Below are 21,143 nucleotides of genomic sequence, written 5' to 3'. Positions count from 1 at the left end.
TTTGATTTTAACGGTTGACATGCAATCTCACTTCTCTACCGGGCTGGTTTGGTTTCGGCGCGACCTGCGCACCGACGACAACGCGGCACTGTCACGCGCATTGGCTTGCTGCGACACCGTTTACTGTGTTTTCGTGTATGACAAAGCCATTCTGGACAAGCTTCCGCGCCAGGACCGCCGGGTGGAATTCATTCAAGAGTCTGTCACGGCATTAGAGTCTTCATTGCAGGCCTTGCGAGGACATGCTTCCCGCACGCTGATCACTTTGCACGATGTGGCGCAGTCTGCCATTCCGGAGCTCTCCAAACAGCTGCAGGCGAGTGCCGTATTCGCAGCCCGTGATTACGAACCCGCCGCCGTAACCCGCGACACTGCGGTGCAGCAGCAGCTTTTGGCTGAGGGCAAGCAGCTCGTTTTGGTGAAAGACCAAGTCATTTTTGAGGAACGGGAAGTATTGACCCAGACCGGCAAGCCTTACGGAGTCTTCACTCCCTATCACCGCGCTTGGCTGGCGCGGATAGGTATGGAGCTGGTACCAGGCCATGACGTCGGTCGTGGCAACGCGGTACTGTCTGTTGCGCCGGACGCCCTTGCCCAGCCATTGCCCTCGTTGGCGGACTTAGGGTTCGAAGCCACTAACCTGCGAGCGCTTGGCATGCATGGCGGCAGTGCTGCGGGCGAAGCGATGCTGCAGGACTTTGTGGGGCGCATGGACCGGTACAGCGAAGCCCGCAATTTCCCCAGCGTGAAGGGCCCTAGCTATCTGGGAGTCCATTTGCGATTTGGCACCGTATCTATCCGCAAGCTAGTGAACCTCGCCCTACAGCGGGTGCGCACCGGGAGCGAGGGGGCCTCGGTATGGTTGGCAGAGCTCGCTTGGCGGGACTTTTACTTTCAGATCTTGGCAAACTTTCCACACGTGGCAACGCAGGCATTCAAGCCTGAATACGATGCCATTGCCTGGGAGCAAGGCGAGGAAGCTGAGGCGTTATTTGAGGCGTGGTGCGAAGGGAAAACCGGCTACCCGATTGTTGATGCGGCCATGGCTCAGCTCAACCAGACAGGCTACATGCACAACCGTCTGCGCATGGTGGCGGGCAGCTTTTTGGTGAAGCACCTTGGCTTGGATTGGCGCTGGGGCGAGAAGTACTTCGCTCTCAAGCTCAACGATTTTGACCTGTCTGCCAACAATGGTGGTTGGCAATGGGTAGCCTCCAGCGGATGCGATGCGCAACCCTATTTCCGGATTTTCAACCCCGTGACCCAGAGCGAAAAGTTTGACGGGCAAGGAAAGTTCATCAAGCGCTACTTGCCGCAACTTGCTGGCCTTTCTGACAAGGCCATCCATGCGCCTTGGCTCGCGAAACCGATGGAGTTGGCAGCTGCGGGAGTTCAGATAGGCAGCAACTACCCTTCGCCTGTTGTTGATCACGCGAAAGCCAGAGCACGCACGCTCGCGCGCTATGGCTTCCTCAAAAAATCAACAGATCAGGCGGGGACTGCAACGGAGCAGTAGCCCCGCACCAAACCAAGCAATTCGTCTTCCGAGTAGGGCTTGCCAAGGTAATGGTCCACGCCCAATTCACGGGCGTGCTCACGATGTTTCTCTGCGATGCGAGAGGTGATCATGATGATGGGCAGTCCTTGCAGCTTGGCATCTGCGCGGATGTTGCGAGCCAAGTCGAAGCCATCCATGCGGGGCATTTCGATATCGGACAGAACGACTGCAGGAATTTCTTCCTGCAGCTTTTCCAGTGCCTGCAGCCCATCGTTGGCCAGAGCTACCCGGTAGCCTTCACGCTTGAGCAAACGCTGGGTCACACGTCGGACGGTGATGGAGTCATCTACCACCAACACCAAGGGCAGCTGGGTTCCAGACGCGGCCGTTGCAGCGGCTTTTGCCGGTGCATCGGAGGTTGTTTCCAACAATGCATTTACTGGGGTAGCTTCAGTTCCAAGCCCACGGGCTAGGTCACCGTACACGGATGCCAGAGCCACGGGGTTGTAGATCAACACTACGGCACCCGACGCTAGCACGGACATGCCCGCCAGACCCGGCAAACGTGCAAGTTGCGGACCGAGGTTCTTCACCACCACTTCGCGGTTGCCCAAGACTTCGTCAATGTGCACCGCGAGGCGCTGTCCCGCACTGCGGAAGATGGCCACCGGCAAGGTTTTGCCACCCGCGTCCGTGCTCTTGGCAGAGACCTGCAACAAGGCGCCTCCCCAGAAGAAAGGAACCTGTTCTTCACCGATGCGGAATGCTTGCTGGGCATACGCTGTATCCAGCTGGGCAGCGGGAACGCGCAGGACGGTTTCCATAATGTTGGCGGGTACACCGATGGAGAACTCGCCCATGCGCAAGATCACCACCTGTGTCACAGCGGTCGTCAGAGGGAGCACCAATTTGAAGGTTGTACCGGCGTTCGCCTGAGTCTGGGTTTCGATACGTCCGCCCAAGGCATGGACCTCTGCCCTCACCACATCCATGCCGATTCCACGGCCTGAGAGCTCCGTGACTTCGTCAGCCGTAGAGAAACCTGGCATGAAGATCAAGTTGGCGGCATCTGCATCGCTCAAGGAATCTCCAACGCCAATCAACCCTTTGGCCTCTGCTTTTGCACGGATGCGATCCAAGTGCAGTCCGGCACCATCGTCCGTGAAGCTCACGGTCACATCGTTACTTTCCTGATGAACCTCGACGGTGATGTTGCCCGAAGCCGCCTTACCTGCGGCAGACCGGTCAGCCGGCGACTCGATGCCGTGTGCCACCGCGTTGCGCAGCAAATGCTCAAACGCCGGTGCCATCCGGTCCAGCACGCCACGGTCAATTTCAATGGCGCCACCAGAGATATCCAACTTGACCTGTTTGCCTGCATCTTTCGAGGCTTGCCGAACAACGCCATAGAGACGGTCAGAGATTCCGTCAAACTCCACCATACGGGTTCGCAACAAGTCCTTTTGCAGTTCGCGGGCTTGCCGACCTTGTGCAATCAGATCGTCTTCCGTACCTTCCACGGAGCGCTGCAAGTTACGTTGAACCGTAGCGACGTCGTTGACCGACTCCGCCATCATGCGCGTCAGCTCCTGCACACGGGTGAAACGGTCGAATTCCAATGGGTCAAACGCCTGAGCGGAATCCTTGGTTTGCGCCAAACGCGATTGCATTTGGGACTCAGCTTGCAACTCGACGTCTCGCAATTGCTGACGCAATCGATCCAGGTTTCCGGTGAGTTCACCGAGGGAGGCTCTCAATTGGGTCAAGCGCTCATCCATCCGGGAGCGCGTGATCATGACTTCACCGGCTTGATTGACCAAGCGATCCAGTAATTGGGAGCGAACTCGCACCGATTGATTACCTTGAGCCCGCGGCATGGCCATAGCCGGGGCTTGAATCGCCGGCAGCGCCTTCGGCAATGGCGCGACAGCAGGCACGCTATTCGTTGCAGGCACCGCTTCCAGTGGCACTGGAGTTTGCAGGTCTGACGCAACGCCGGCATCAACCTCCGGCAATTTGCCAAGCGAAGCGAAGGCGGCTTGCAGCGCATCAAAGCGGCCCAGCAAGGGCTCCAATTGGATGGATTGCAGCCCCTCAGCTCCAAGCTGCTCGATGGACGACTCCATGCGGTGGCCCATTTCACCCATGCGCATGGCACCGGCCAAGCGCGCACTACCCTTCAAGGTGTGCAACAAGCGCAGCACTTCGCTACGGGCACCGAGGTTGTCCGGCCTCGCAACCCACTGGCGCAAAGCAGAGCCCAATTGAGGCATGAGCTCTGTAGCCTCTTCTTCAAAAATTGGGAGCAAGTCCGCATCCAAATGGTCTTCGGCATCCAGATCGTCATCCTGCTCATCCAGCACGACAAGTGGCGCGGCCTCTGCCACGACGGCAGGCAAAACGTCGGGCACATCGATATTGAGCGCCTCTTGGACCAAGACAGCGGCACCATCAGTCGCACCCAAAGGCTCAGGGAAGGCCTGGTCATCCTCCTCATTGATGGAGGACTCTTCCATCACTGGGGCAGGAAACTCGGTATCAATGATGACCTGCAAGGAGTGCAGCACCTCGGAATCGGCCTCCTTCACAAAGCCGGCAGCAAATTGGTGCAGCAAGCGCCGTATGTCCTCGGCGGCATCGCAAAACACGGCTGCATGTGCACTCTCCACTTGGCGGTGCAACTGCACGTGCTGCAGGGCTTGCTCCAGTGCCTTGGCCATGTTGGAGAGCGCCATAAAGCCCACTGTCGCAGAACTGCCCAAGAGAGAGTGCGCCAAAGAAATCACAGAGTCCGGGACGGGGTGGCCAAGTTCCATCGCCCATTCACCCAGCTCCGTTTGCAAGCGACGCGACCACTCGTCAGCCTCGTTGAGATAAACGTTGTAGAGCGGAATGCTCATGCGCAGGGGTCCGATGACCTTCATGCCATCGTCCACATCGCCACTTGCGACCTCCTCCACTTGCGGCTGCGATACAGGCGCCAGCGGCTCCGGAAACTCGAGCACCAACGCAGACCCACCAGACTCCGGCTCGTCCACCGGTATCAAGTCAGCTTGGGGCAGCGGCTCTTCGACGTACATCTCCGCCAAACGGGTTTCCAGAGGCGCAAGCTCGGTTTTTGCGGGTGGCTCAAAGTCACCAAAATTAAAATCGCCCAAATCCAACTCTTCCGGCTCCAAGTCAGCCTTGGAAGACACTCCCACATTTGGAGAATGTGTGTCCAAAGCTGTCGTTTGGGCAAAGTCAAACATTTGGGTCGCGGCAAAGCCTGCGTGCTCCGACGGCTCCGTCGATGAAAGTTCGAGCTCGTCGGGCAACTGGGTGGGTTCGAAATCCCGCACCGAGACGGTTTCCAGCATTTCAGGCGCTCCGATCTCCGTCGCAGCAAAATCCACATTGCTGATTTCGTGCGCATCCGTCGCAGGTATTTCTTCCACGACGGACAGCGGTTCATGGACCTCTTGGGCTACGTCCTCCGTCGCCTCAAGCTCCGCCACCGGAGTTTCCAAAGGCACCACCAAAGGCACCCATTGATCGTGCAAACGCAATGCATCAGAGGTTTTGCGGAACTCCGCTGCGCTCCATGCACTTGCGTCACCGGATTCAATGTCTCGTACCCAGCGCTCAAATGCAGTCATTGCCTCAGTTGAGGTTGCAATCAGTGCTTCGCTAGCGGGACGCTGTTCTGCCAGCGATGTATTGAGAAGTTGCTCGAACGACCAAGCTGCCTCGCCAAATTCATTCAAGCCCACCATGCGCGAGCTCCCCTTCAGGGTGTGGAATGCGCGGCGAAGTGTGGTTTGATCTGCAAGATTGGTTGGATCCAGCTTCAGAGCAGCAATGGCGTCCCGACCACGGGCGACAACCTCGCGAGCCTCATCCAGGAAAATATCCAGCAACTCAGCGCTGTCATCGTCTTCTTCCTGCAAGGGCTCTGCGGGTGTCGCAACCGGTTGTGTCTTTTCAGCATTGCCACTGGTCTCAGGCTGGGATTGGCCCGTCAAGGCGGCCAATGCGGCCATGTCGTCCTCTATGCCATCTGAAGAAGGCGCAACCGCCTCCGGCAATACGTTCCGCTCACGGCCCATCAGAGGCTTGAACTCCGCAAGCTCTTCATCATAGACAAACAACGTTTTGGCCAGAGTGCGCTGATAGCTGAGCATGTCAATGAGAAAGCCCATCGCACCCAAGCTGTTCCCGAGCTTCTCGAAAATGCCACTGCGCGCGCTGACCTCATCCACATCGTCAACGAGGAACTGCTCAACGCTTGCACGCATGCGGAGTGCCGCGATCGAAGGTTGATCCAGCCCCAACACAGAAAAAACGCCACGCATTTGCGCCAGCTGACTGGGCACCTCGCGCAAAGGACCTTTGTCGCGGGGGTCCCGGAAAAACTGGTCCAATGATTTCTCGACTTCAGCAAGCGTAGTCCGTAACTCATCGACGACACTGCCCATGGTCTGGCGGTCGCTGACACGGCGATACAGCTCCTCCATCCACGCCTCAAGTGGCTCTGGTTCGCCTCCGTCCGTCACGTGTTGCAGTCGCTGCGCCAATCGAGCGCTACGATCTGCCATCTGGTTGTCAGTAGGATCAAGATCTTCGTAAGCCGCCTCAAGATACAGGACAGAGGTTGCAACTTCCATCGCGACCGCTGGCGATGGAGCTGCACCAGTGCGTGCAGTGGCCTCAATGGCACGTGACAATGCTTTGGCCAATTCACCGCTTTCGGCGTGCAATTTGGTGACCGCATCCGCAACCGCTGCAAACTGCTCTGCCGCAGGTTTCAATCGGTTGACATCTCCCCCGGCAAGCGCGGACCAAGTTTCTGCCGCAGAAGCAATCCGCTTGCGAGCCAGCACCAGCATCGCCGGGTCAAAACGGCCGAATTGCTCATGGACATAGTCAACCGGTTTGGCTCGGCTTAATCCATACGCTTTTCGCACAGCCGCCAGGACGGGAGCATCTGAGGCTTCGGACGGAATTGCACGGGAGCAAAAGAAAACGATGTCTTGCGCCAAGCGCTCTGACACCGAATGCTGCCCCTTGGCCAAGGCAACATACTGCTGAAGAATGCGGGATGCAGCGCGTTTGGTGTAGACATCCCCCTCAAACAAATGCAGTGCCGTGCCTTCGAAATAGGCAGCACTTACCATCCAGAATGTCCGCTCTTCACTGGAGTGCGCGGAAGCCGCCAAGCCAAGGCTGATTGACTGCAAGCGTCTGGCCGCCTTGTCGTCGCCGTACTTCACAAGACGCAAAACTGCGTGATCCATCTCGCGGCGTACATCAGGACCAATTTCCCGAGGTTCAGTTCCTTCCGGCACGGCAATGGACACCCATTGCCAAGCCGGAGGCCACAGATCCGCAGGGTGAATACGCTCTGCGCCCGCCAATTCCATCAGGGTTTTGTATTGAGGAAACAAGGCAACAGAAGACGCGGATTTGCCTTTCAAGACGCCATCGAGGTATTCGGTCAGCGCGAAACTTGCCCGCTCCATACAGTTGGCAGCCTCATCACTGCACTGCTCGGGCCGCTGCACAAAGCGCTGGGCCAAAGATTCCATAGCCCGCAGAAACTTCGCGGGTGCTTCCAAGCCGACCATCTCCAGCGCACCTACCGCTTGGTGCAATTGCTGACGAGCGATCCGCAAATGGCTGGCATCCAGGTCTGTCAGGTCTGATCCACGTGCCAGCTCGGCGTCGCGAACAAAACGACGCATCGCTTTGGTTGCACCATCCAGCGACTTGCGTAGCTCATCCAAAACCCAAGCCAATGGCCCTAGGTCGGTGATTGAAAGCTCATTGTCTCCGGGAGCGACAAGGTTTGACGACATGGGTTCAGACTCTCCAGGAAATCACGGGGCAATCGATAGCGGCAAGGCGCGATCAGGAAATCTTGAATCGGGATACCGACTGACGCAACTCTTCGGCCATGCGGGACAGTTCCCGCACCTGATTCGCAGTGGCACGGGTACCTTCTCCGGTTTGCTCTGTCACCGCGAAAATGTGCTGGATGTTGTCAGCCACCACGTTGGCAAGACCCGCCTCACGGGAGGCTGCGTTCGAAATCTGTTCAATCAGATCCGCCACTTGGCGGGACACCCGGTCAATCTCTGTCAGTGCAGTACCGGCGTTATCGGACAGCTTGGCTCCTTCCACCACACCTTGTGTGGAGCGCTCCATAGCGCCGATAGCATCTTGGGTATCCGTCTGAATGGCTTTCACCAGTGCGGCAATCTGGCGCGTCGCGTCGGCAGAGCGCTCAGCCAAGCGTTGCACTTCCTCCGCCACCACCGAGAAGCCACGGCCGGCTTCACCGGCAGACGCTGCCTGGATAGCGGCATTCAACGCCAGAACGTTGGTCTGTTCGGTAATGTCGGAAATCAGCTCGGTAATTTCACCAATCTCTTGGGAAGACTCACCCAGTCGTTTGATGCGCTTGGAGGTTTCCTGGATCTGGTCACGGATGGAGTTCATACCGCCGATCGCATTTTGTACCGCCTGCAAACCGGACTCCGCCGCCTGGAGCGACTGACGGGCCACTGCCGCAGACTCTTGCGCTTGAGCAGACACCTCATTAATGCGACCGGCCATATCCAAAACGGACTTGCCGGTTTCACGAATCTCGTGCAGTTGCTCGTTGGAGGCAGCAAGCAGCTCGGTGGAGGTCGCATCCACATCTGCGGTTGTTTGGGCAACTCGGGCGGCCGTGTTCTGTACGTTGGACACCAGCGAGCGCAACTCTTCCACCGTGTAGTTCACCGAGTCGGCAATAGCGCCGGTAATGTCCTCGGTCACCGTGGCTTCCTGGGTCAGGTCACCCTCCGCAACGGTTTGCAATTCGTTCATCAGTCGCAAAATCGCAGCCTGGTTGGCGTCATTGACACGCTTGGCTTCCTGCTCCTGACGCTCCGCTTCCAATCGCTGGTCTTCCGCAACCACCTGGCGTTTACGGCTGTCTTGCAACTGCACGTAAGACAAACCGCCAGCACAAACCAAAGCGAACAACGCGGCAACCACCAACAAAGCCAAAGAAGCCCCACCGATACCAGCTTGACCTGAGAGCTTGGCCTGCAAGTCCTCCAAGTTACGGCGCAGGGGTTCGCTGTCTGCAATGATTGCGCCTTGCGCTTCACGCGCAGAAACCAAGCCTTGCAAGTTGCCCAGAATAGCGCCTGCCTGCACGCGGGTTTCCTCGTACATCTTGATCAGGGCTTCAAGTTGCTCACGGGTCGCAGCATCTTTGGTGGCAGTCAAACGCAACTCGGTGCTACCGGAAAGAAGCGCTTCTGAGATTTCCTTGAATGTGTTCAAGTCTTTACCAAGCAAGAACACAGCTTCGGGACTCACGCCTTCTGCAGTCAAGAACTCATTGGACGACTTGCCGATGCGCTGGGTCAGCATCACCAACTGGCCAACTGCAGAGATTTCAGCGGCGGGGGCGTTCTGTTGCAACTTGAGGGAAGCAATGGTCTCTGCCACTTCCAATAGATCGGAGGACTGCCGGTTAATCAAACGCAAGGCAGACCCGATCTGGGTGAGCATCTTCTGCTGAGCAATAACGGCTTTGGCGTTCTTGTCAGCACGCTCGACCAAGGGAATCACTTTGCCAAGCTCGGGAGCGTAATCTTCACTCAAAGCGTTGATCCGCATCTCGTCATCACCAGATTGCAAACCTTTGACAGATTTGGACAGAATGCCCGAGCTGTCCGACACGTCCGGGAACGCCTGCGCACTTCCCACCACCGCCTGAGACACTGATTTCGCCAATCGCTGTGACTGCATCAAAGACTGGCCCGTAGCACCCAACTGCTGCGCAACGCGATCAGATTGGTTCAGTGCATAAAACGTGACGCCTGCCAACACCACCAAAGCGGCCCCCAGCAGCACGAACAACGTACGCTGGTGCTGCACCACGGTACGCCGCCCCAGGATGGGGATTGAAATCAAATCCCCCTCGGTTACCGTTGGCTCGTCCGCCAAACTCGGTGCCGGAGCTTGAAGAGGTGCATTCTGCGACTCTTGCATTGTTTCTTGTTCGGCACTGTTGACCGTCGCATCAGGCATCGCGAGGCTCAGGCGCGAGTCCAGCTCCGATTCAGGCTGCTTCTTGGAAAAAAGATTTTTCAATTGATCGACGACGGACATGGTGGGACCTTACGGATGAACTAAGCGCTGATGCTCAAAAACTGTGGGGACTGAGAAAGAATACGCAAATTGATTTCTTGCCAAGCTTCTCCAGCACTGTCGACAAAAACATTGCCAAAGAATGCAGGTGACCCTTCTGCTGGGCCGTGCGATTGGGTAAATGCATCTACACCCCGCAGGCCGGACAAAGCATCCACCTGCAACGCACAGTTCACATCCAAAGCCGCATTCAGCGTCACGACACTGGGCTCGGAGGCAGGAGAGTTCTGAATTGACTCCCCGGTTTCCGCCGACATGAAAGAGGCGAGATCCACCACGCCGAACAAGCCCCCGCGGATGTTCACCACCCCCTTGAACCAATTCACCGCATAGGGAACCGGCTGAACATGGGTGAGAGGAACAATTTCGCCGGATTGGCTGAGTGGGAAAAGATATTTACGGCCCGCAGCCTGCACCGCAAGCCATGCGACCGACATGCCCTCGGCACGAGCAGCCTGTAACCGGCTGGCGAGCCGGGCCTGTAATTCTCGAAGTGCTTCTCTATTGGCCATGGGGCGCTGTGTTAACCCAGTGCCTTGATCTTGGCCAGCAATTCGGATGCATCGACCGGCTTGGTGATGTAGTCCTTGGCACCTTGACGCATACCCCAGACCCTGTCCGTCTCCAAGCTCTTGCTGGTGCACATGATGATGGGGATGTCTGCATATTCGGGGGTGCGGTTAATGGCGCGGGTCAGCTGAAAGCCGTTCTGGCCGGGCATCACCACGTCCATCAAGATCAACTGGGGCTTTTCTTCAGCCAAACGCTTGAAAGCTTCATCGGCGTTCTCTGCCGCACGGACGGCATATCCATTTTTCTGCAGAATCTCTGTCAGGTAAAGGAGCTCCGTTTTGGAATCGTCAACGATCAGTACTTTTTGAATAGGCATCAGGCGGCTCCTTGCAATGCAGCACCGAATTGCTGTACAGCCTGCAGCAATTGGTCTTTGGTGAATGGTTTGGTGAGGTAATCTTGCGCGCCCACCATGCGGCCGCGCGCTTTGTCAAAGACGCCATCCTTGGAAGACAGCATCACGACAGGCACCCCGGAAAATTTGGCGTTGCGTTTGATGATGGCGCAGGTCTGGTAACCATCCAAGCGCGGCATCAGGATGTCGCAGAAGATCATGTGCGGCTGGTAATCATTGACTTTGGCCAAAGCATCAAACCCGTCCTCAGCAAGCAAGACTTCATGCCCGCCCTGCTTGAGAAAGATTTCCGCGCTACGCCGTATGGTGTTGCTGTCGTCAATCACCAGGACTTTAAAGGTGGGGGCGGTCATACTCAAAGGGCTAGGCTCCAGTGTTCACATGGAAAGTTGTGACATGCAAATTCCACACCTGGCGTGGTGCTTCAGATCTGCACCATTTCGAAATCTTCTTTGCGGGCACCACATTCAGGGCATGTCCAGTTCATAGGAACGTCTGCCCACAAAGTGCCGGGTGCGATGCCGTGGTCAGGCGCGCCTGCGACTTCGTCATAAATCCAACCGCAAATCAAACACATCCAAGTTTTAGTATCAGTCACAGCTTATAGGGCCTTCAAATAGAATGCAACGATTGTATAGAGCGGGTTCTGACCAAAAGACCGCCGCCCGACGAAAGAACGCCATTCTGCACGATGACTTACCCTAATAAAGGCCTCTAGATGTCGGCAACACCCTCCCCGAAAATCGAAGATGCCATCGGTGATGATGGGCCCTCGGCCTGCGTCATGGCATTCAACGCCAACGACCCCAGCGGCGGCGCTGGCACGGCAGCCGACTTGACGGCCATTGCATCTGTTGGAGCACATGCCTTGCCGGTAGTCACCGGCGCCTACGTGCGCGACACCACTGAGATCGTGGACCACTTTCCCTTCGATGACGAGGCCGTCACCGAGCAAGCGCGCGTCATCCTGGAGGACGTGCCCGCACAGGTTTTCAAGGTCGGTTTTGTGGGTACGCCCGAGAACCTCTCAGCCATCGCTGAAATGGCGTCGGACTATTCCGATGTCCCTTTGGTGGCCTACATGCCGGACCTATCCTGGTGGGAGGAGGACAAGATCGACTTGTATCAAGACGCTTGCACAGAGTTACTTTTGCCTCAGACGACATTGTTGGTAGGAAACCACAGCACGCTTTCCCGCTGGCTACTGCCCGACTGGGAGTCCGAAAAAAGCCCCTCTGCCCGCGACATTGCGAAAGCAGCCAACGCATTCGGCGTGCCCTACACCTTGGTCACCGGCATACCCTTGCCCGACCAATTCATCGACAACGTGCTTGCCTCACCGACTGCGGTGCTCTGTAGCGAAAAATTTGAGCGCTTTGAAGCCATCTTCACGGGCGCAGGCGACACGCTATCTGCGGCCTTGGCAGCACTAATCGCCAGCGGCACAGAACTGAACGAAGCCGTAACCGAAGCGCTGAGCTACCTCGATCGCTGCCTGGAAAACGGCTTTCGCCCGGGCATGGGACATGTACTTCCTGACCGCCTGTTCTGGGCACAACCCGAAAGTGACGACGAAGAAGACGGCGCGTTGTCCTCTGTAGAAACCGACTTCGAAGTCCCCCCCAATTCCACCCGACACTAACTGGCAGAAATTTTGTGACAGACCGTAACTTAGAACTTTTCGAGCGCGCCAAACGCGTGATTCCCGGTGGCGTGAACTCCCCTGTGCGCGCATTCAAAGCCGTAGGCGGCACCCCGCGTTTTGTGCAACGTGCGCAAGGCGCCTACTTTTGGGACGCCGACGGCAAGCGCTACATCGACTACATCGGATCATGGGGTCCCATGATCCTGGGCCACGGTCACCCTGCAGTGTTGGAGGCGGTACAAAAAGCAGCGCTGGACGGCTTCTCTTTTGGGGCCCCCACGGAGCGCGAAGTGGAACTGGCCGAAGCCATCCTGGCGCTGGTGCCCAGCATGGACATGGTGCGACTGGTCAGTAGCGGCACCGAGGCCGGCATGAGCGCCATCCGCCTTGCCCGCGGCGCGACTGGCCGGAGCAAGATTTTGAAGTTTGAAGGCTGCTACCACGGTCATGCCGATGCGCTGCTGGTCAAAGCCGGTTCCGGATTGGCCACCTTCGGGAACCCCACCAGCGCCGGTGTGCCGCCCGAAGTGGTGCAGCACACCCTGGTGCTGGAGTACAACAACATCCAGCAACTCGAAGAAGCTTTTGCCCTGCACGGCAAAGAGCTGGCCTGCGTGATGATTGAGCCGATTGCCGGCAACATGAATTTCGTGCGCGCCAGCGTGCCCTTCATCAAACGCTGCAGCGAGCTGTGCACGGAATACGGCGCCTTGTTTGTGTTTGACGAAGTGATGACGGGTTTTCGCGTCGCACCCGGCAGCGCCCAGCAGGTCTATGCACGCAGCATTCCCGGATTTGAGCCCGACATGACGGTCATGGGCAAGGTGATCGGCGGCGGCATGCCCTTGGCAGCCTTTGGCGGCAAGCGCGCGGTCATGGAGCAGCTGGCCCCCTTGGGCCCGGTGTACCAAGCCGGCACTTTGTCCGGCAACCCGGTGGCTACCGCTTGCGGATTGGCAACGCTGGCAGAAATCAGCAAACCCGGCTTCTACGAAGACCTGGGCCGCAAAACACAGTCCCTGATCAGCGGCCTGCAAGCAGAAGCCGACAAAGCGGGAATCGACTTCTGCGGCGACTCTGAGGGCGGCATGTTCGGCTTTTTCTTCTTCAAAGAACTGCCGCAAAACTACGCCAAGGTCATGACCACCGACAACGCACGCTTCAACACCCTGTTCCACGGCCTGCTGGACCGCGGTGTGTACATCGCCCCGGCGCTCTATGAAGCAGGCTTCATGAGCGCAGCACACACAGATGCCGACATTGCAGAGACGGTCGCTGCAGCAGGTGACGTATTCAAATTGCTATCAAAATAGAAGCTGCTCGCGCAAATAAAACAAGGGCTGGAAGTCGATTTGGCTTCCCGCCCTTGTTTTATGGTGGGGTGGACTATGCGCTCACTCGCCGACGTAGTTCTCTGGAAAGAAGTGGCGCTCGATCAGCTCAATCAGGATGTGCAGCACCTTGATGTGCAGCTCCTGCACGCGGTCTGCATACGTGCCACCGGGGGTGCAGATATACACATCGCTCAGGGGCTCCAGCTTTTCGCTGCGCTTGCCGCTGAGGATGATGACCTTCATGCCCAGTGCCTTGGCCGCCTCGGCGGCCTTGATCACATTCTTGCTGGTGCCACTGGTGCTGAGCGCCACCAGGCAATCGCCAGGGCGGCCGTGGCCTTCGACATAGCGGGCGAACACTTGCTCGTAGCCATGGTCATTGCCCACACAGGTCAGGTGGCCGGCGTCGCTGATGGCTGTCGCGCCCAGCGATTTGCGGTCTTTGCGGTAGCGGCCGGTCAGTTCTTCGGCAAAGTGCATGGCATCGCACATGGAGCCGCCGTTGCCGCAAGAGTACACCCGCCCGTGGCTCTCAAAAGTGGAGATTAGCAGTTGGGCTGCCTGCTCGATAGTGGCCAAGGCTGCCGGGTTGGCCAGCAGCTTGGTCAGTGCGGTGTGCGCCTCTTGCAGGCTGGAGGTGATGTGGTTTTGCATGGGACCCATTTTCGCGCAAACCCTCCTGTGTCCGGAACAACTGCAGAACAAGCCCAGATACCAAGATTGCAAAGAAGCAGCAGTCGCTACTGAATTCATAGCTGCTCGCGCAAATTCCATGAGTGCCAGCGCATGATTTGACACAAAAAAGCCGCCCTCAGGCGGCTTTTGCACTTGCATCCAAAGTCGAGGGATTAGTGGCGGAAGTGGCGCACGCCGCTGAACACCATGGACACGCCGCGCTCGTTGGCCGCGTCAATCACTTCCTGGTCGCGCATGGAGCCGCCGGGCTGAATGACGCAGGTTGCGCCGTGATCTACCACCACATCCAAGCCATCGCGGAAGGGGAAGAACGCATCGCTCGCCACCACCGTGCCAGCCAAGGACAAATTGGCGTGGCCGGCCTTGATGGAAGCAATGCGGGCAGAGTCCAAGCGGCTCATCTGGCCGGCGCCCACGCCCATAGTCATGCCGCCCTTGCAGAAGACGATGGCATTGGACTTGACGTACTTGGCCACTTTCCAAGCGAACAGCAGGTCGTTCAGCTCTTCAGCAGTAGGCTGCTTGATCGTTACGACTTTCAGATCGCTCAGCGCCAGCTCATGGTTATCGGCCGTTTGCAGCAGGATGCCGGAGCCGATGCGCTTCATGTCCATCAGGTTGCGGCCCTGGTCCCACGCTGACGCCCCGCTGGCTTGGACAGCGCCCAAGGGCGCGGGCAAATCGATTTGCAGAATGCGCACATTGACCTTGGACTTGAACACTTCCAGCGCTGCGGCTGTGAAGCTAGGGGCCATCAACACTTCCACAAATTGCTTGGAGATTTGCTGAGCACCAGCTTCGTCCAGCTCGGTGTTCAGGGCAATGATGCCGCCGAACGCGCTAGTGGGGTCGGTCTGGAAGGCCTTGCTGTAGGCTTCCAAGGCATTCGCGCCCACGGCCACGCCACAGGGGTTAGCATGCTTAACGATCACGCAGGCTGGCGTATCAAAGCTCTTTACACATTCCCAGGCTGCATCTGCATCGGCAATGTTGTTGTAGCTTAGCTCTTTACCCTGCAACTGCTTGGCAGTCACCAGCGAGCCGGGGGCAGGAATCAAATCGCGGTACAGCGCGGCTTGCTGGTGGCTGTTTTCACCATAGCGCAGGTCTTGCACTTTGACGAAGCGGCCGTTGCTCTGGCCGGGGAACAGGTCGAGCACAGGAGCCTTGTCGCCTGCAGGCACAGCGTCGCCGATCTGGATAGCGGACAAGTAGTCACTGATGGCGCCGTCGTACTGGCTGATGCGGTTGAACGCCGCGATGGACAGGCCCAGCTTGGTCTTGTCGCTCACCACGCCATTGGCTTTGAGTTCGGCAATCACGGCGTCGTACTGGGCTGCGTCGGTCAGCACCGCCACGTCTTTCCAGTTCTTGGCAGCGCTGCGCACCATGGCGGGGCCGCCGATGTCGATGTTCTCTATCGCGTCTTCCAGCGTGCAATCAGCCTTGGCCACGGTCGCTTCAAACGGATACAGGTTCACGACGAGGAAGTCGATGGTGTTGATGTTGTGCTCGGCGAGCGCCGCCATGTGGGTGGGGAAGTCGCGACGAGCCAGCAAGCCACCGTGCACGCGGGGGTGCAGGGTCTTCACCCGGCCGTCCAGCATTTCGGGGAAGCCGGTCATCTCTGCCACTTCAGTCACGGGCAGACCTTTGTCGGCCAGCAGCTTGGCGGTGCCACCGGTGGACAGGAGCTTGACGCCTTGGGCGTGCAACGCCTGGGCGAGTTCGACGATGCCGGTCTTGTCGGAGACCGACAACAGTGCAGTTTTTTGTGCGTTCATAGTGCGGGGTAAAGTAAAACCAGAAAACGTTTCACCGGACACCCGCACCATGGCGGGAGCCGGTGGGGACACTCACGAGAGCAACTTGTGCTCTACCAATTTTTTGCGCAGCGTGTTGCGGTTCAAGCCCAACCATTGGGCGGCTTTGGACTGGTTGTTGTCCGCCTGCGCCATCACCACTTCGAGCAAGGGTTTCTCTACCGCCCGAACCAGCATGTCGTACATGCCACCGGGCTCCGTGCCATCCAGATCCGCGAAATACGATTCCAGACTGGTGCGCACGCACTCATCCAAGTGCTTCTTGCTCATGCTGCCAATTCCATCATATCATGTCCCCTTGCCTGACCACTTGCGAGTTCCCGGGCGGGAATGCGGTCCATTTTTTCATTCAACTCATCCAAATACGTTTCCACCGCCGCGACCTGAGAAGCGCTGTCTTCCAACAGGTTCATGCGCTGCCGGAAGTCTTCGCCACCCGGCAAATCCTGCAGGTACCAGCCGATGTGCTTGCGCGCCGAGCGCACGCCTATGAATTCGTCGTACAGGCTGTAATGGTCGTAGAGGTGCTCGACCAACAGCTTTTTCACCTCACTCACCAGCGGTGGTGCAAGGTGTGTGCCAGTGGCCAGAAAGTGCGCCACCTCCCGGAATATCCACGGGTAGCCTTGGGCCGCACGGCCGATCATGATGGCGTCTGCGCCCGTGGCGGCCAGCACGTCACGCGCCTTCTCGGGGCTGGTGACGTCGCCATTGGCCACCACCGGAATGCGCAAGGCCGCTTTGACGGCGGCAATGGTGTCGTATTCCGCCGCGCCTTTGTAGCCCTGCTCGCGGGTACGGCCATGCACTGTCACCATCTGCACGCCTGCGGCCTCGGCAGCGCGGGCCAGCACCACCGCATTCTTCTCGGTCTGGCACCAGCCGGTGCGCATCTTCAAAGTCACCGGTACATTGCGCGGTGCGCAGGCTTTGACCACGGCGTCCACGATCTCGATGGCGAGTTGCTCGTCCTGCATGAGGGCGGAGCCCGCCCACTTGTTGCACACCTTTTTGGCGGGGCAACCCATGTTGATGTCGATGATCTGCGCGCCCCGGTCGATGTTGTAAACGGCGGCCTCGGCCATCATGGCCGCCTCGGTGCCGGCAATCTGCACCGCAATCGGGCCGGGTTCACCATCATGGTTCGCGCGGCGCGAGGTCTTGAGGCTGTTCCACAAATCCTTGCGCGAAGTCACCATTTCGCTCACCGCATACCCGGCACCCAGCTTTTTGCACAACTGGCGGAAAGGCCTGTCAGTCACCCCAGCCATGGGGGCGACAAAGAGGTGATTCGCCAAAGCGAATGGGCCGATTTGCATGGGTAGTGTGGGAGCGGGAGGCGGTAAAAAGCGTGAAGGCCCGCACTGCCGCGGGCCTGATGGGTATTCTAACTGCTCAATATTTCAGCAATTGAAATGCCGCCCGGATGCCGAGAAACTATGGCGGGCTCCCTATACTGGGCTCACCATGGACGTCTGGCTCACCCACTTTTTGCACCTGCTTGCGTTACCCGAGTACAGCCTGAGCACTGTGTTCGCCGTCTCGCTGATATCGGCCACCTTGCTGCCCATGGGCTCGGAACCGGTAGTGCTGGGCCTGGTGCACCTGCATCCCGACATGTTCTGGCCTGTCATTGCCGTCGCGACCGTGGGCAACACCCTGGGAGGTGCGATCACCTGGTGGATGGGCAAGGCAGCCTGCGATGTCGCTGACAAATTTGGCGGCTCCTCCAGCCACGCGCGGGCTCTGCACTGGCTCCGCCGCATGGGGCCCAAGGCCTGCTTGCTGGCTTGGCTGCCCATCGTAGGCGACCCGCTATGCGCGGTGGCCGGCTGGCTCAAATTGCCTTTCTGGCAATGCGTGGCCTACATGGCGGTGGGCAAATGCCTGCGCTACATCACGATGACAGCCGGTGCCATCGGGTTGATATCACTCTGGTGATTTACTTCCGCTCTGCGATACGGCGAGCCAATTCCATGAACCCGGCGTCACTTACATCATCTGTGCCCAAAGCATTCCCCTGGGCCTCAACGGAATGCAGTTGCTGCATGGATCGGTCGTAGTAGCGGTCGTAGTGCCTGACGAGAAGGTCCTCCACCAGTTCTTCGTAGTGCCCGTTCGCAATCAAGCCCTTCCACGCTTCCACTTGGGCCTTGCCGCAGGTCGCACCCAAGCGCTCCAATTGCGCCACCAATACCGGGCTGTGCACGAAATAGGCGTAGTCCTGCAGCAAGAACCGCACGCGCGCACGGACCGGCACATGCAGTCCCATCCATTGGCCCTGCTGTATGCGCTCGTAAACTGCATCTGGCAGGCGCAACAAACCAATGCGTTTGCTTTCTGCCTCCACATACACCGGGCGTGCCGGATCAAAAGCGGACAAAGTGTGTAACACCCGGGTCTCGAACATTTTTTGCGATGGCTGAGCCTGATCCGGCAGTCCTCCAAGCACAGAGCCTTTGTGGGCGGCAATGGCTTCCAGGTTCAAAACCTGCTCGCCTAGTGCTTCCAGCGATTCAAGAACCTTGGTTTTACCGGAACCGGTGGGCCCTGCCAGCACCCGGAAATCGAATCGGGCCGGCACAAGCTCCAGCTCACTCAGCACATGATGGCGCCAGGATTTGTAGCCGCCGCTCAGACGCCGTGCCGTCCAACCCACTTCATTGAGGATATGGGTGAACGAACCACTGCGCTGCCCTCCACGCCAGCAGTACACCAAGGGACGCCAGGACTTGGGATGTGCCGCAAACAGCGTCTCAATGTGGCGCGCCACATTGCGCGCCACCAATACCGCGCCTACCTTGCGGGCTTCAAACGGAGACACTTGTTTGTACAGCGTACCCACCCGGATGCGTTCTTCGTCATCCAACACGGGGCAGTTGATCGCACCGGGAATATGGTCCAACGCAAACTCACCCGGAGAGCGTGCATCGATCACGGCATCGAAACTGCCCAATTGGGCGATATCGGCGAAGGTGTGGTTGACGGAAGTCACGCAATGTTTCCTTTAACGGACCAGAACCAGAATCGTGCCCACCACCGTGAGCCCTGCCCCCCACCAAGCGCCCTTTGCAGGAGCCCGTCTGAGGTGCCACCACAGCAACGGTAGCACCAGCACCGGCGACACGGAAGACAAAATCCCGACCATGCCGACATTGCCATGCTGAAGGGCCAGCAGGATCAGGCTCATGCCCAGCCCCATACCGATCATCCCGCTCAGCGCCACTTTTCCCACCACGGGCCAAGACAAAGGGCTCTGAGTGCGAGCCACCTGGGCCCCGCCCCATAACAGCGCCAGATGGGCCGCACAGGTGGCGCCTACGCGAAGCACAGTGGCAGCCACCGGGTCGACCCCGGACGCCATCACCGGTTTGGCAATCAGGGACCCGGTGGCCTGGCACAGCGCTGCGACCAGCCCCAATGCCACACCCGAAGGCACGTGGCCACGGATCTGCTCCAACGCATGCGACTCGTCCTTGCGCGACCCCAGCGCAATGGCCGTCATCACGCCGCCCACTACCAAGGCTCCGCCCAATATTGCTTGAGTGCCCATGCGTTCCTCCAGCACCCAAAAGCCCAGCAGCGCGCTAAAGAGCGCATGCGTGGCAAACAATACGCCCGTGCGCCGGGGGCCCAAACGGTTCATGGAGGCAAACAGGGCGGTGTCACCCACAAAAATGCCTATGAGACCACTGGCAATCAAGACCAAGGCTTGGGCCCCTGAAATGCTGTGCCACGCGCCATTGAAGAGAACGACTGGAGCCAACATGACAAAGACCAGCCCCATGCGCCAGCGCGTAAACGCAAACGCGCCCAAATGGCGCGCTTGCGGAGCGGAAATCAGCCCGGTGAGGGCCCAGCAGGCCGCTGCTCCCAGGGCCAACCAGTCATACGACAGGGTCACATGATGTCCGTGAAAAGATGCATCAGGAACTGAACAGGAAGTTCATCACGTCGCCATCCTTGACGACGTATTCCTTGCCTTCGGCGCGCATCTTGCCGGCATCCTTGGCTCCCTGCTCGCCCTTGAACGCAATGAAGTCGTCAAACGCGATGGTTTGGGCACGGATGTAGCCCTTCTCGAAGTCCGTGTGGATCACGCCCGCAGCCTGAGGACCGGTGTCGCCCACATGGATGGTCCAAGCGCGCACCTCTTTCACGCCCGCGGTGAAATAGGTTTGCAGACCCAACAAGCTGTAAGCAGAACGGATCAGGCGGTTCAAGCCCGGTTCGGTCTGGCCCAGTTCTTTCAAGAACTCCAGGCGGTCTGCATCATCCATTTCAGAGAGTTCAGCTTCCATCTTGGCGCAAATGGCCACTACGGGGGCACCTTGTGCCTTGGCAAAAGCCGTCAGACGGTCCAACAGCGGGTTGTTCTCGAAACCGTCTTCCGACACGTTCGCCACAAACATGGCGGGCTTGGCCGTGATCAGGAAGAACTGTTTCAACAAAGGCAGCTCTTCTTTGCTGAAATCAATCGTGCGCACTGGCTTGGCTTCGTTCAGGGCAGCCTGGCAACGCTCCAGAATGGACACCAGCTTTTGCGCGTCCTTATCCCCGGAACGGGCCACTTTGGTGTGGCGCTGCAGGGCTTTTTCCACAGCCCCCAAGTCCGCCAGGCACAGCTCGGTCTGGATAACTTCGATGTCGGCGATCGGGTCCACCTTGCCCGCCACGTGAATGACGTTGTCGTCCTCGAAGCAGCGGACCACATTGATGGTGGCGTCGGTTTCGCGGATATGCGCCAGGAACTTGTTGCCCAAGCCTTCGCCGGTGCTGGCGCCAGCCACCAAGCCGGCAATGTCCACAAACTCCACGATGGCAGGAACAATGCGCTCGGGGGTGATGATGTCCGCCAATTGTTGCAGGCGCGGATCAGGCACTTCCACTACGCCCACGTTGGGCTCGATCGTGCAAAACGGGTAGTTTTCTGCAGCAATGCCCGCCTTGGTCAAGGCGTTAAAAAGGGTACTTTTGCCCACGTTGGGCAGGCCTACAATGCCACACTTCAAACTCATAACAAACCTCT

Annotated in this window: 17 protein-coding genes; 4 read left to right on the top strand and 13 right to left on the bottom strand. The window is 58.4% G+C overall.

All coding sequences use genetic code 11. From position 1 onward, the window contains the following. The first annotated feature begins 19 nt into the window (after positions 1 to 19). A complete protein-coding gene (locus RAN89_RS05915; protein WP_313868684.1) occupies positions 20 to 1,516 on the top strand; it encodes a cryptochrome/photolyase family protein in 1,497 nt (498 codons plus the stop codon). On the opposite strand, the gene RAN89_RS05910 is transcribed toward RAN89_RS05915, so the two are convergent. The 6 genes from RAN89_RS05910 to RAN89_RS05885 all read right to left on the bottom strand — a co-directional run bounded on the left by RAN89_RS05910 (position 1,489) and on the right by RAN89_RS05885 (position 11,193). After that, entirely contained in the window at positions 1,489 to 7,335 is a 5,847-nt protein-coding gene (locus RAN89_RS05910) for a hybrid sensor histidine kinase/response regulator (protein WP_313868683.1), read from the bottom strand. The two genes, RAN89_RS05915 and RAN89_RS05910, sit on opposite strands and share 28 nt — an antisense overlap. 52 nt (positions 7,336 to 7,387) lie before the next feature. Continuing rightward, positions 7,388 to 9,649, bottom strand: a complete 2,262-nt coding sequence (locus RAN89_RS05905; RefSeq protein ID WP_313868682.1) for a methyl-accepting chemotaxis protein — start codon at positions 9,647 to 9,649, stop codon at positions 7,388 to 7,390. Between the two features lie 20 nt (positions 9,650 to 9,669). Then, on the bottom strand, positions 9,670 to 10,200 hold the full coding sequence (locus tag RAN89_RS05900) for a chemotaxis protein CheW (RefSeq protein ID WP_313868681.1): 531 nt from the start codon (positions 10,198 to 10,200) through the stop codon (positions 9,670 to 9,672). A gap of 11 nt (positions 10,201 to 10,211) precedes the next feature. Next, complete coding sequence (locus RAN89_RS05895) at positions 10,212 to 10,577, bottom strand: response regulator (protein ID WP_313868680.1); 366 nt, start codon at positions 10,575 to 10,577, stop codon at positions 10,212 to 10,214. Continuing rightward, the gene (locus RAN89_RS05890; protein ID WP_313869350.1) at positions 10,577 to 10,969 is read right to left on the bottom strand and encodes a response regulator; all 393 of its coding nucleotides are present in this window, start codon (positions 10,967 to 10,969) and stop codon (positions 10,577 to 10,579) included. Before RAN89_RS05890 ends, RAN89_RS05895 begins: the two co-directional genes overlap by 1 nt. 71 nt (positions 10,970 to 11,040) lie before the next feature. After that, positions 11,041 to 11,193, bottom strand: a complete 153-nt coding sequence (locus RAN89_RS05885; RefSeq protein ID WP_250644829.1) for a rubredoxin — start codon at positions 11,191 to 11,193, stop codon at positions 11,041 to 11,043. Between the two features lie 141 nt (positions 11,194 to 11,334). Here RAN89_RS05885 and thiD point away from each other — a divergent pair, with 141 nt between their 5' ends. Together thiD and hemL are read left to right on the top strand one after the other, a co-directional pair. Continuing rightward, positions 11,335 to 12,258, top strand: coding sequence for a bifunctional hydroxymethylpyrimidine kinase/phosphomethylpyrimidine kinase (thiD, locus tag RAN89_RS05880; protein ID WP_313868679.1), 924 nt, complete (start codon positions 11,335 to 11,337; stop codon positions 12,256 to 12,258). Positions 12,259 to 12,272: 14 nt separating this feature from the next. Further along, positions 12,273 to 13,574: a glutamate-1-semialdehyde 2,1-aminomutase gene (hemL, locus tag RAN89_RS05875; protein WP_313868678.1), complete on the top strand. Its 1,302-nt coding sequence runs from the start codon at positions 12,273 to 12,275 to the stop codon at positions 13,572 to 13,574. An 81-nt stretch (positions 13,575 to 13,655) separates the two neighbouring features. Here the strand turns inward: hemL and RAN89_RS05870 are convergent, their stop codons facing one another. From RAN89_RS05870 to dusB, 4 genes are all read right to left on the bottom strand, one after another. Further along, a complete protein-coding gene (locus RAN89_RS05870; RefSeq protein WP_313868677.1) occupies positions 13,656 to 14,249 on the bottom strand; it encodes an SIS domain-containing protein in 594 nt (197 codons plus the stop codon). 194 nt (positions 14,250 to 14,443) lie between these two features. Beyond that, entirely contained in the window at positions 14,444 to 16,075 is a 1,632-nt protein-coding gene (gene purH, locus RAN89_RS05865) for a bifunctional phosphoribosylaminoimidazolecarboxamide formyltransferase/IMP cyclohydrolase (RefSeq protein WP_313868676.1), read from the bottom strand. A gap of 72 nt (positions 16,076 to 16,147) precedes the next feature. After that, positions 16,148 to 16,384 carry a Fis family transcriptional regulator gene (locus RAN89_RS05860; RefSeq protein WP_087496349.1) on the bottom strand — a complete coding sequence of 79 codons (237 nt, stop codon included), beginning with the start codon at positions 16,382 to 16,384 and terminating at the stop codon, positions 16,148 to 16,150. Then, positions 16,381 to 17,433: a tRNA dihydrouridine synthase DusB gene (gene dusB / locus RAN89_RS05855; RefSeq protein ID WP_313868675.1), complete on the bottom strand. Its 1,053-nt coding sequence runs from the start codon at positions 17,431 to 17,433 to the stop codon at positions 16,381 to 16,383. The genes RAN89_RS05860 and dusB overlap by 4 nt, the downstream gene beginning before the upstream one ends. Before the next feature lie 148 nt (positions 17,434 to 17,581). Between dusB and RAN89_RS05850 the strand changes: the two genes are divergently transcribed. After that, positions 17,582 to 18,055 carry a YqaA family protein gene (locus tag RAN89_RS05850; protein WP_313868674.1) on the top strand — a complete coding sequence of 158 codons (474 nt, stop codon included), beginning with the start codon at positions 17,582 to 17,584 and terminating at the stop codon, positions 18,053 to 18,055. A gap of 1 nt (position 18,056) precedes the next feature. On the opposite strand, the gene mnmH is transcribed toward RAN89_RS05850, so the two are convergent. Genes mnmH through ychF form a run of 3 tightly spaced genes read right to left on the bottom strand, consistent with a single transcriptional unit; the run spans position 18,057 to position 21,132 of the window. Beyond that, complete coding sequence (mnmH, locus tag RAN89_RS05845) at positions 18,057 to 19,109, bottom strand: tRNA 2-selenouridine(34) synthase MnmH (RefSeq protein WP_313868673.1); 1,053 nt, start codon at positions 19,107 to 19,109, stop codon at positions 18,057 to 18,059. Positions 19,110 to 19,121: 12 nt separating this feature from the next. Continuing rightward, positions 19,122 to 20,018 (bottom strand): DMT family transporter, encoded by an 897-nt coding sequence (locus tag RAN89_RS05840; RefSeq protein ID WP_313868672.1) that lies wholly within the window; start codon positions 20,016 to 20,018, stop codon positions 19,122 to 19,124. 22 nt (positions 20,019 to 20,040) lie between these two features. Then, a complete protein-coding gene (gene ychF / locus RAN89_RS05835) occupies positions 20,041 to 21,132 on the bottom strand; it encodes a redox-regulated ATPase YchF (RefSeq protein ID WP_313868671.1) in 1,092 nt (363 codons plus the stop codon). Positions 21,133 to 21,143 lie beyond the last annotated feature (11 nt).

It is taken from the genome of Rhodoferax mekongensis (assembly GCF_032191775.1).
Taxonomy (GTDB): Bacteria; Pseudomonadota; Gammaproteobacteria; order Burkholderiales; family Burkholderiaceae_C; genus Allorhodoferax; species Allorhodoferax mekongensis.
This window is presented reverse-complemented; position numbering and strand designations above follow the sequence as displayed.

Excerpts from the sequence above, each read along its gene's own strand:
- RAN89_RS05915 (WP_313868684.1), top strand. The coding sequence starts at position 20 with ATGCAATCTCACTTCTCTACCGGGCTGGTTTGGTTTCGGCGCGACCTG.
- RAN89_RS05885 (WP_250644829.1), bottom strand. The coding sequence starts at position 11,193 with ATGTGTTTGATTTGCGGTTGGATTTATGACGAAGTCGCAGGCGCGCCT.
- RAN89_RS05910 (WP_313868683.1), bottom strand. The coding sequence starts at position 7,335 with ATGTCGTCAAACCTTGTCGCTCCCGGAGACAATGAGCTTTCAATCACC.
- RAN89_RS05870 (WP_313868677.1), bottom strand. The coding sequence starts at position 14,249 with ATGCAAAACCACATCACCTCCAGCCTGCAAGAGGCGCACACCGCACTG.
- RAN89_RS05905 (WP_313868682.1), bottom strand. The coding sequence starts at position 9,649 with ATGTCCGTCGTCGATCAATTGAAAAATCTTTTTTCCAAGAAGCAGCCT.
- thiD (WP_313868679.1), top strand. The coding sequence starts at position 11,335 with ATGTCGGCAACACCCTCCCCGAAAATCGAAGATGCCATCGGTGATGAT.
- RAN89_RS05895 (WP_313868680.1), bottom strand. The coding sequence starts at position 10,577 with ATGCCTATTCAAAAAGTACTGATCGTTGACGATTCCAAAACGGAGCTC.
- dusB (WP_313868675.1), bottom strand. The coding sequence starts at position 17,433 with ATGCAAATCGGCCCATTCGCTTTGGCGAATCACCTCTTTGTCGCCCCC.
- RAN89_RS05900 (WP_313868681.1), bottom strand. The coding sequence starts at position 10,200 with ATGGCCAATAGAGAAGCACTTCGAGAATTACAGGCCCGGCTCGCCAGC.
- purH (WP_313868676.1), bottom strand. The coding sequence starts at position 16,075 with ATGAACGCACAAAAAACTGCACTGTTGTCGGTCTCCGACAAGACCGGC.
- RAN89_RS05890 (WP_313869350.1), bottom strand. The coding sequence starts at position 10,969 with ATGACCGCCCCCACCTTTAAAGTCCTGGTGATTGACGACAGCAACACC.
- RAN89_RS05850 (WP_313868674.1), top strand. The coding sequence starts at position 17,582 with ATGGACGTCTGGCTCACCCACTTTTTGCACCTGCTTGCGTTACCCGAG.
- RAN89_RS05860 (WP_087496349.1), bottom strand. The coding sequence starts at position 16,384 with ATGAGCAAGAAGCACTTGGATGAGTGCGTGCGCACCAGTCTGGAATCG.
- ychF (WP_313868671.1), bottom strand. The coding sequence starts at position 21,132 with ATGAGTTTGAAGTGTGGCATTGTAGGCCTGCCCAACGTGGGCAAAAGT.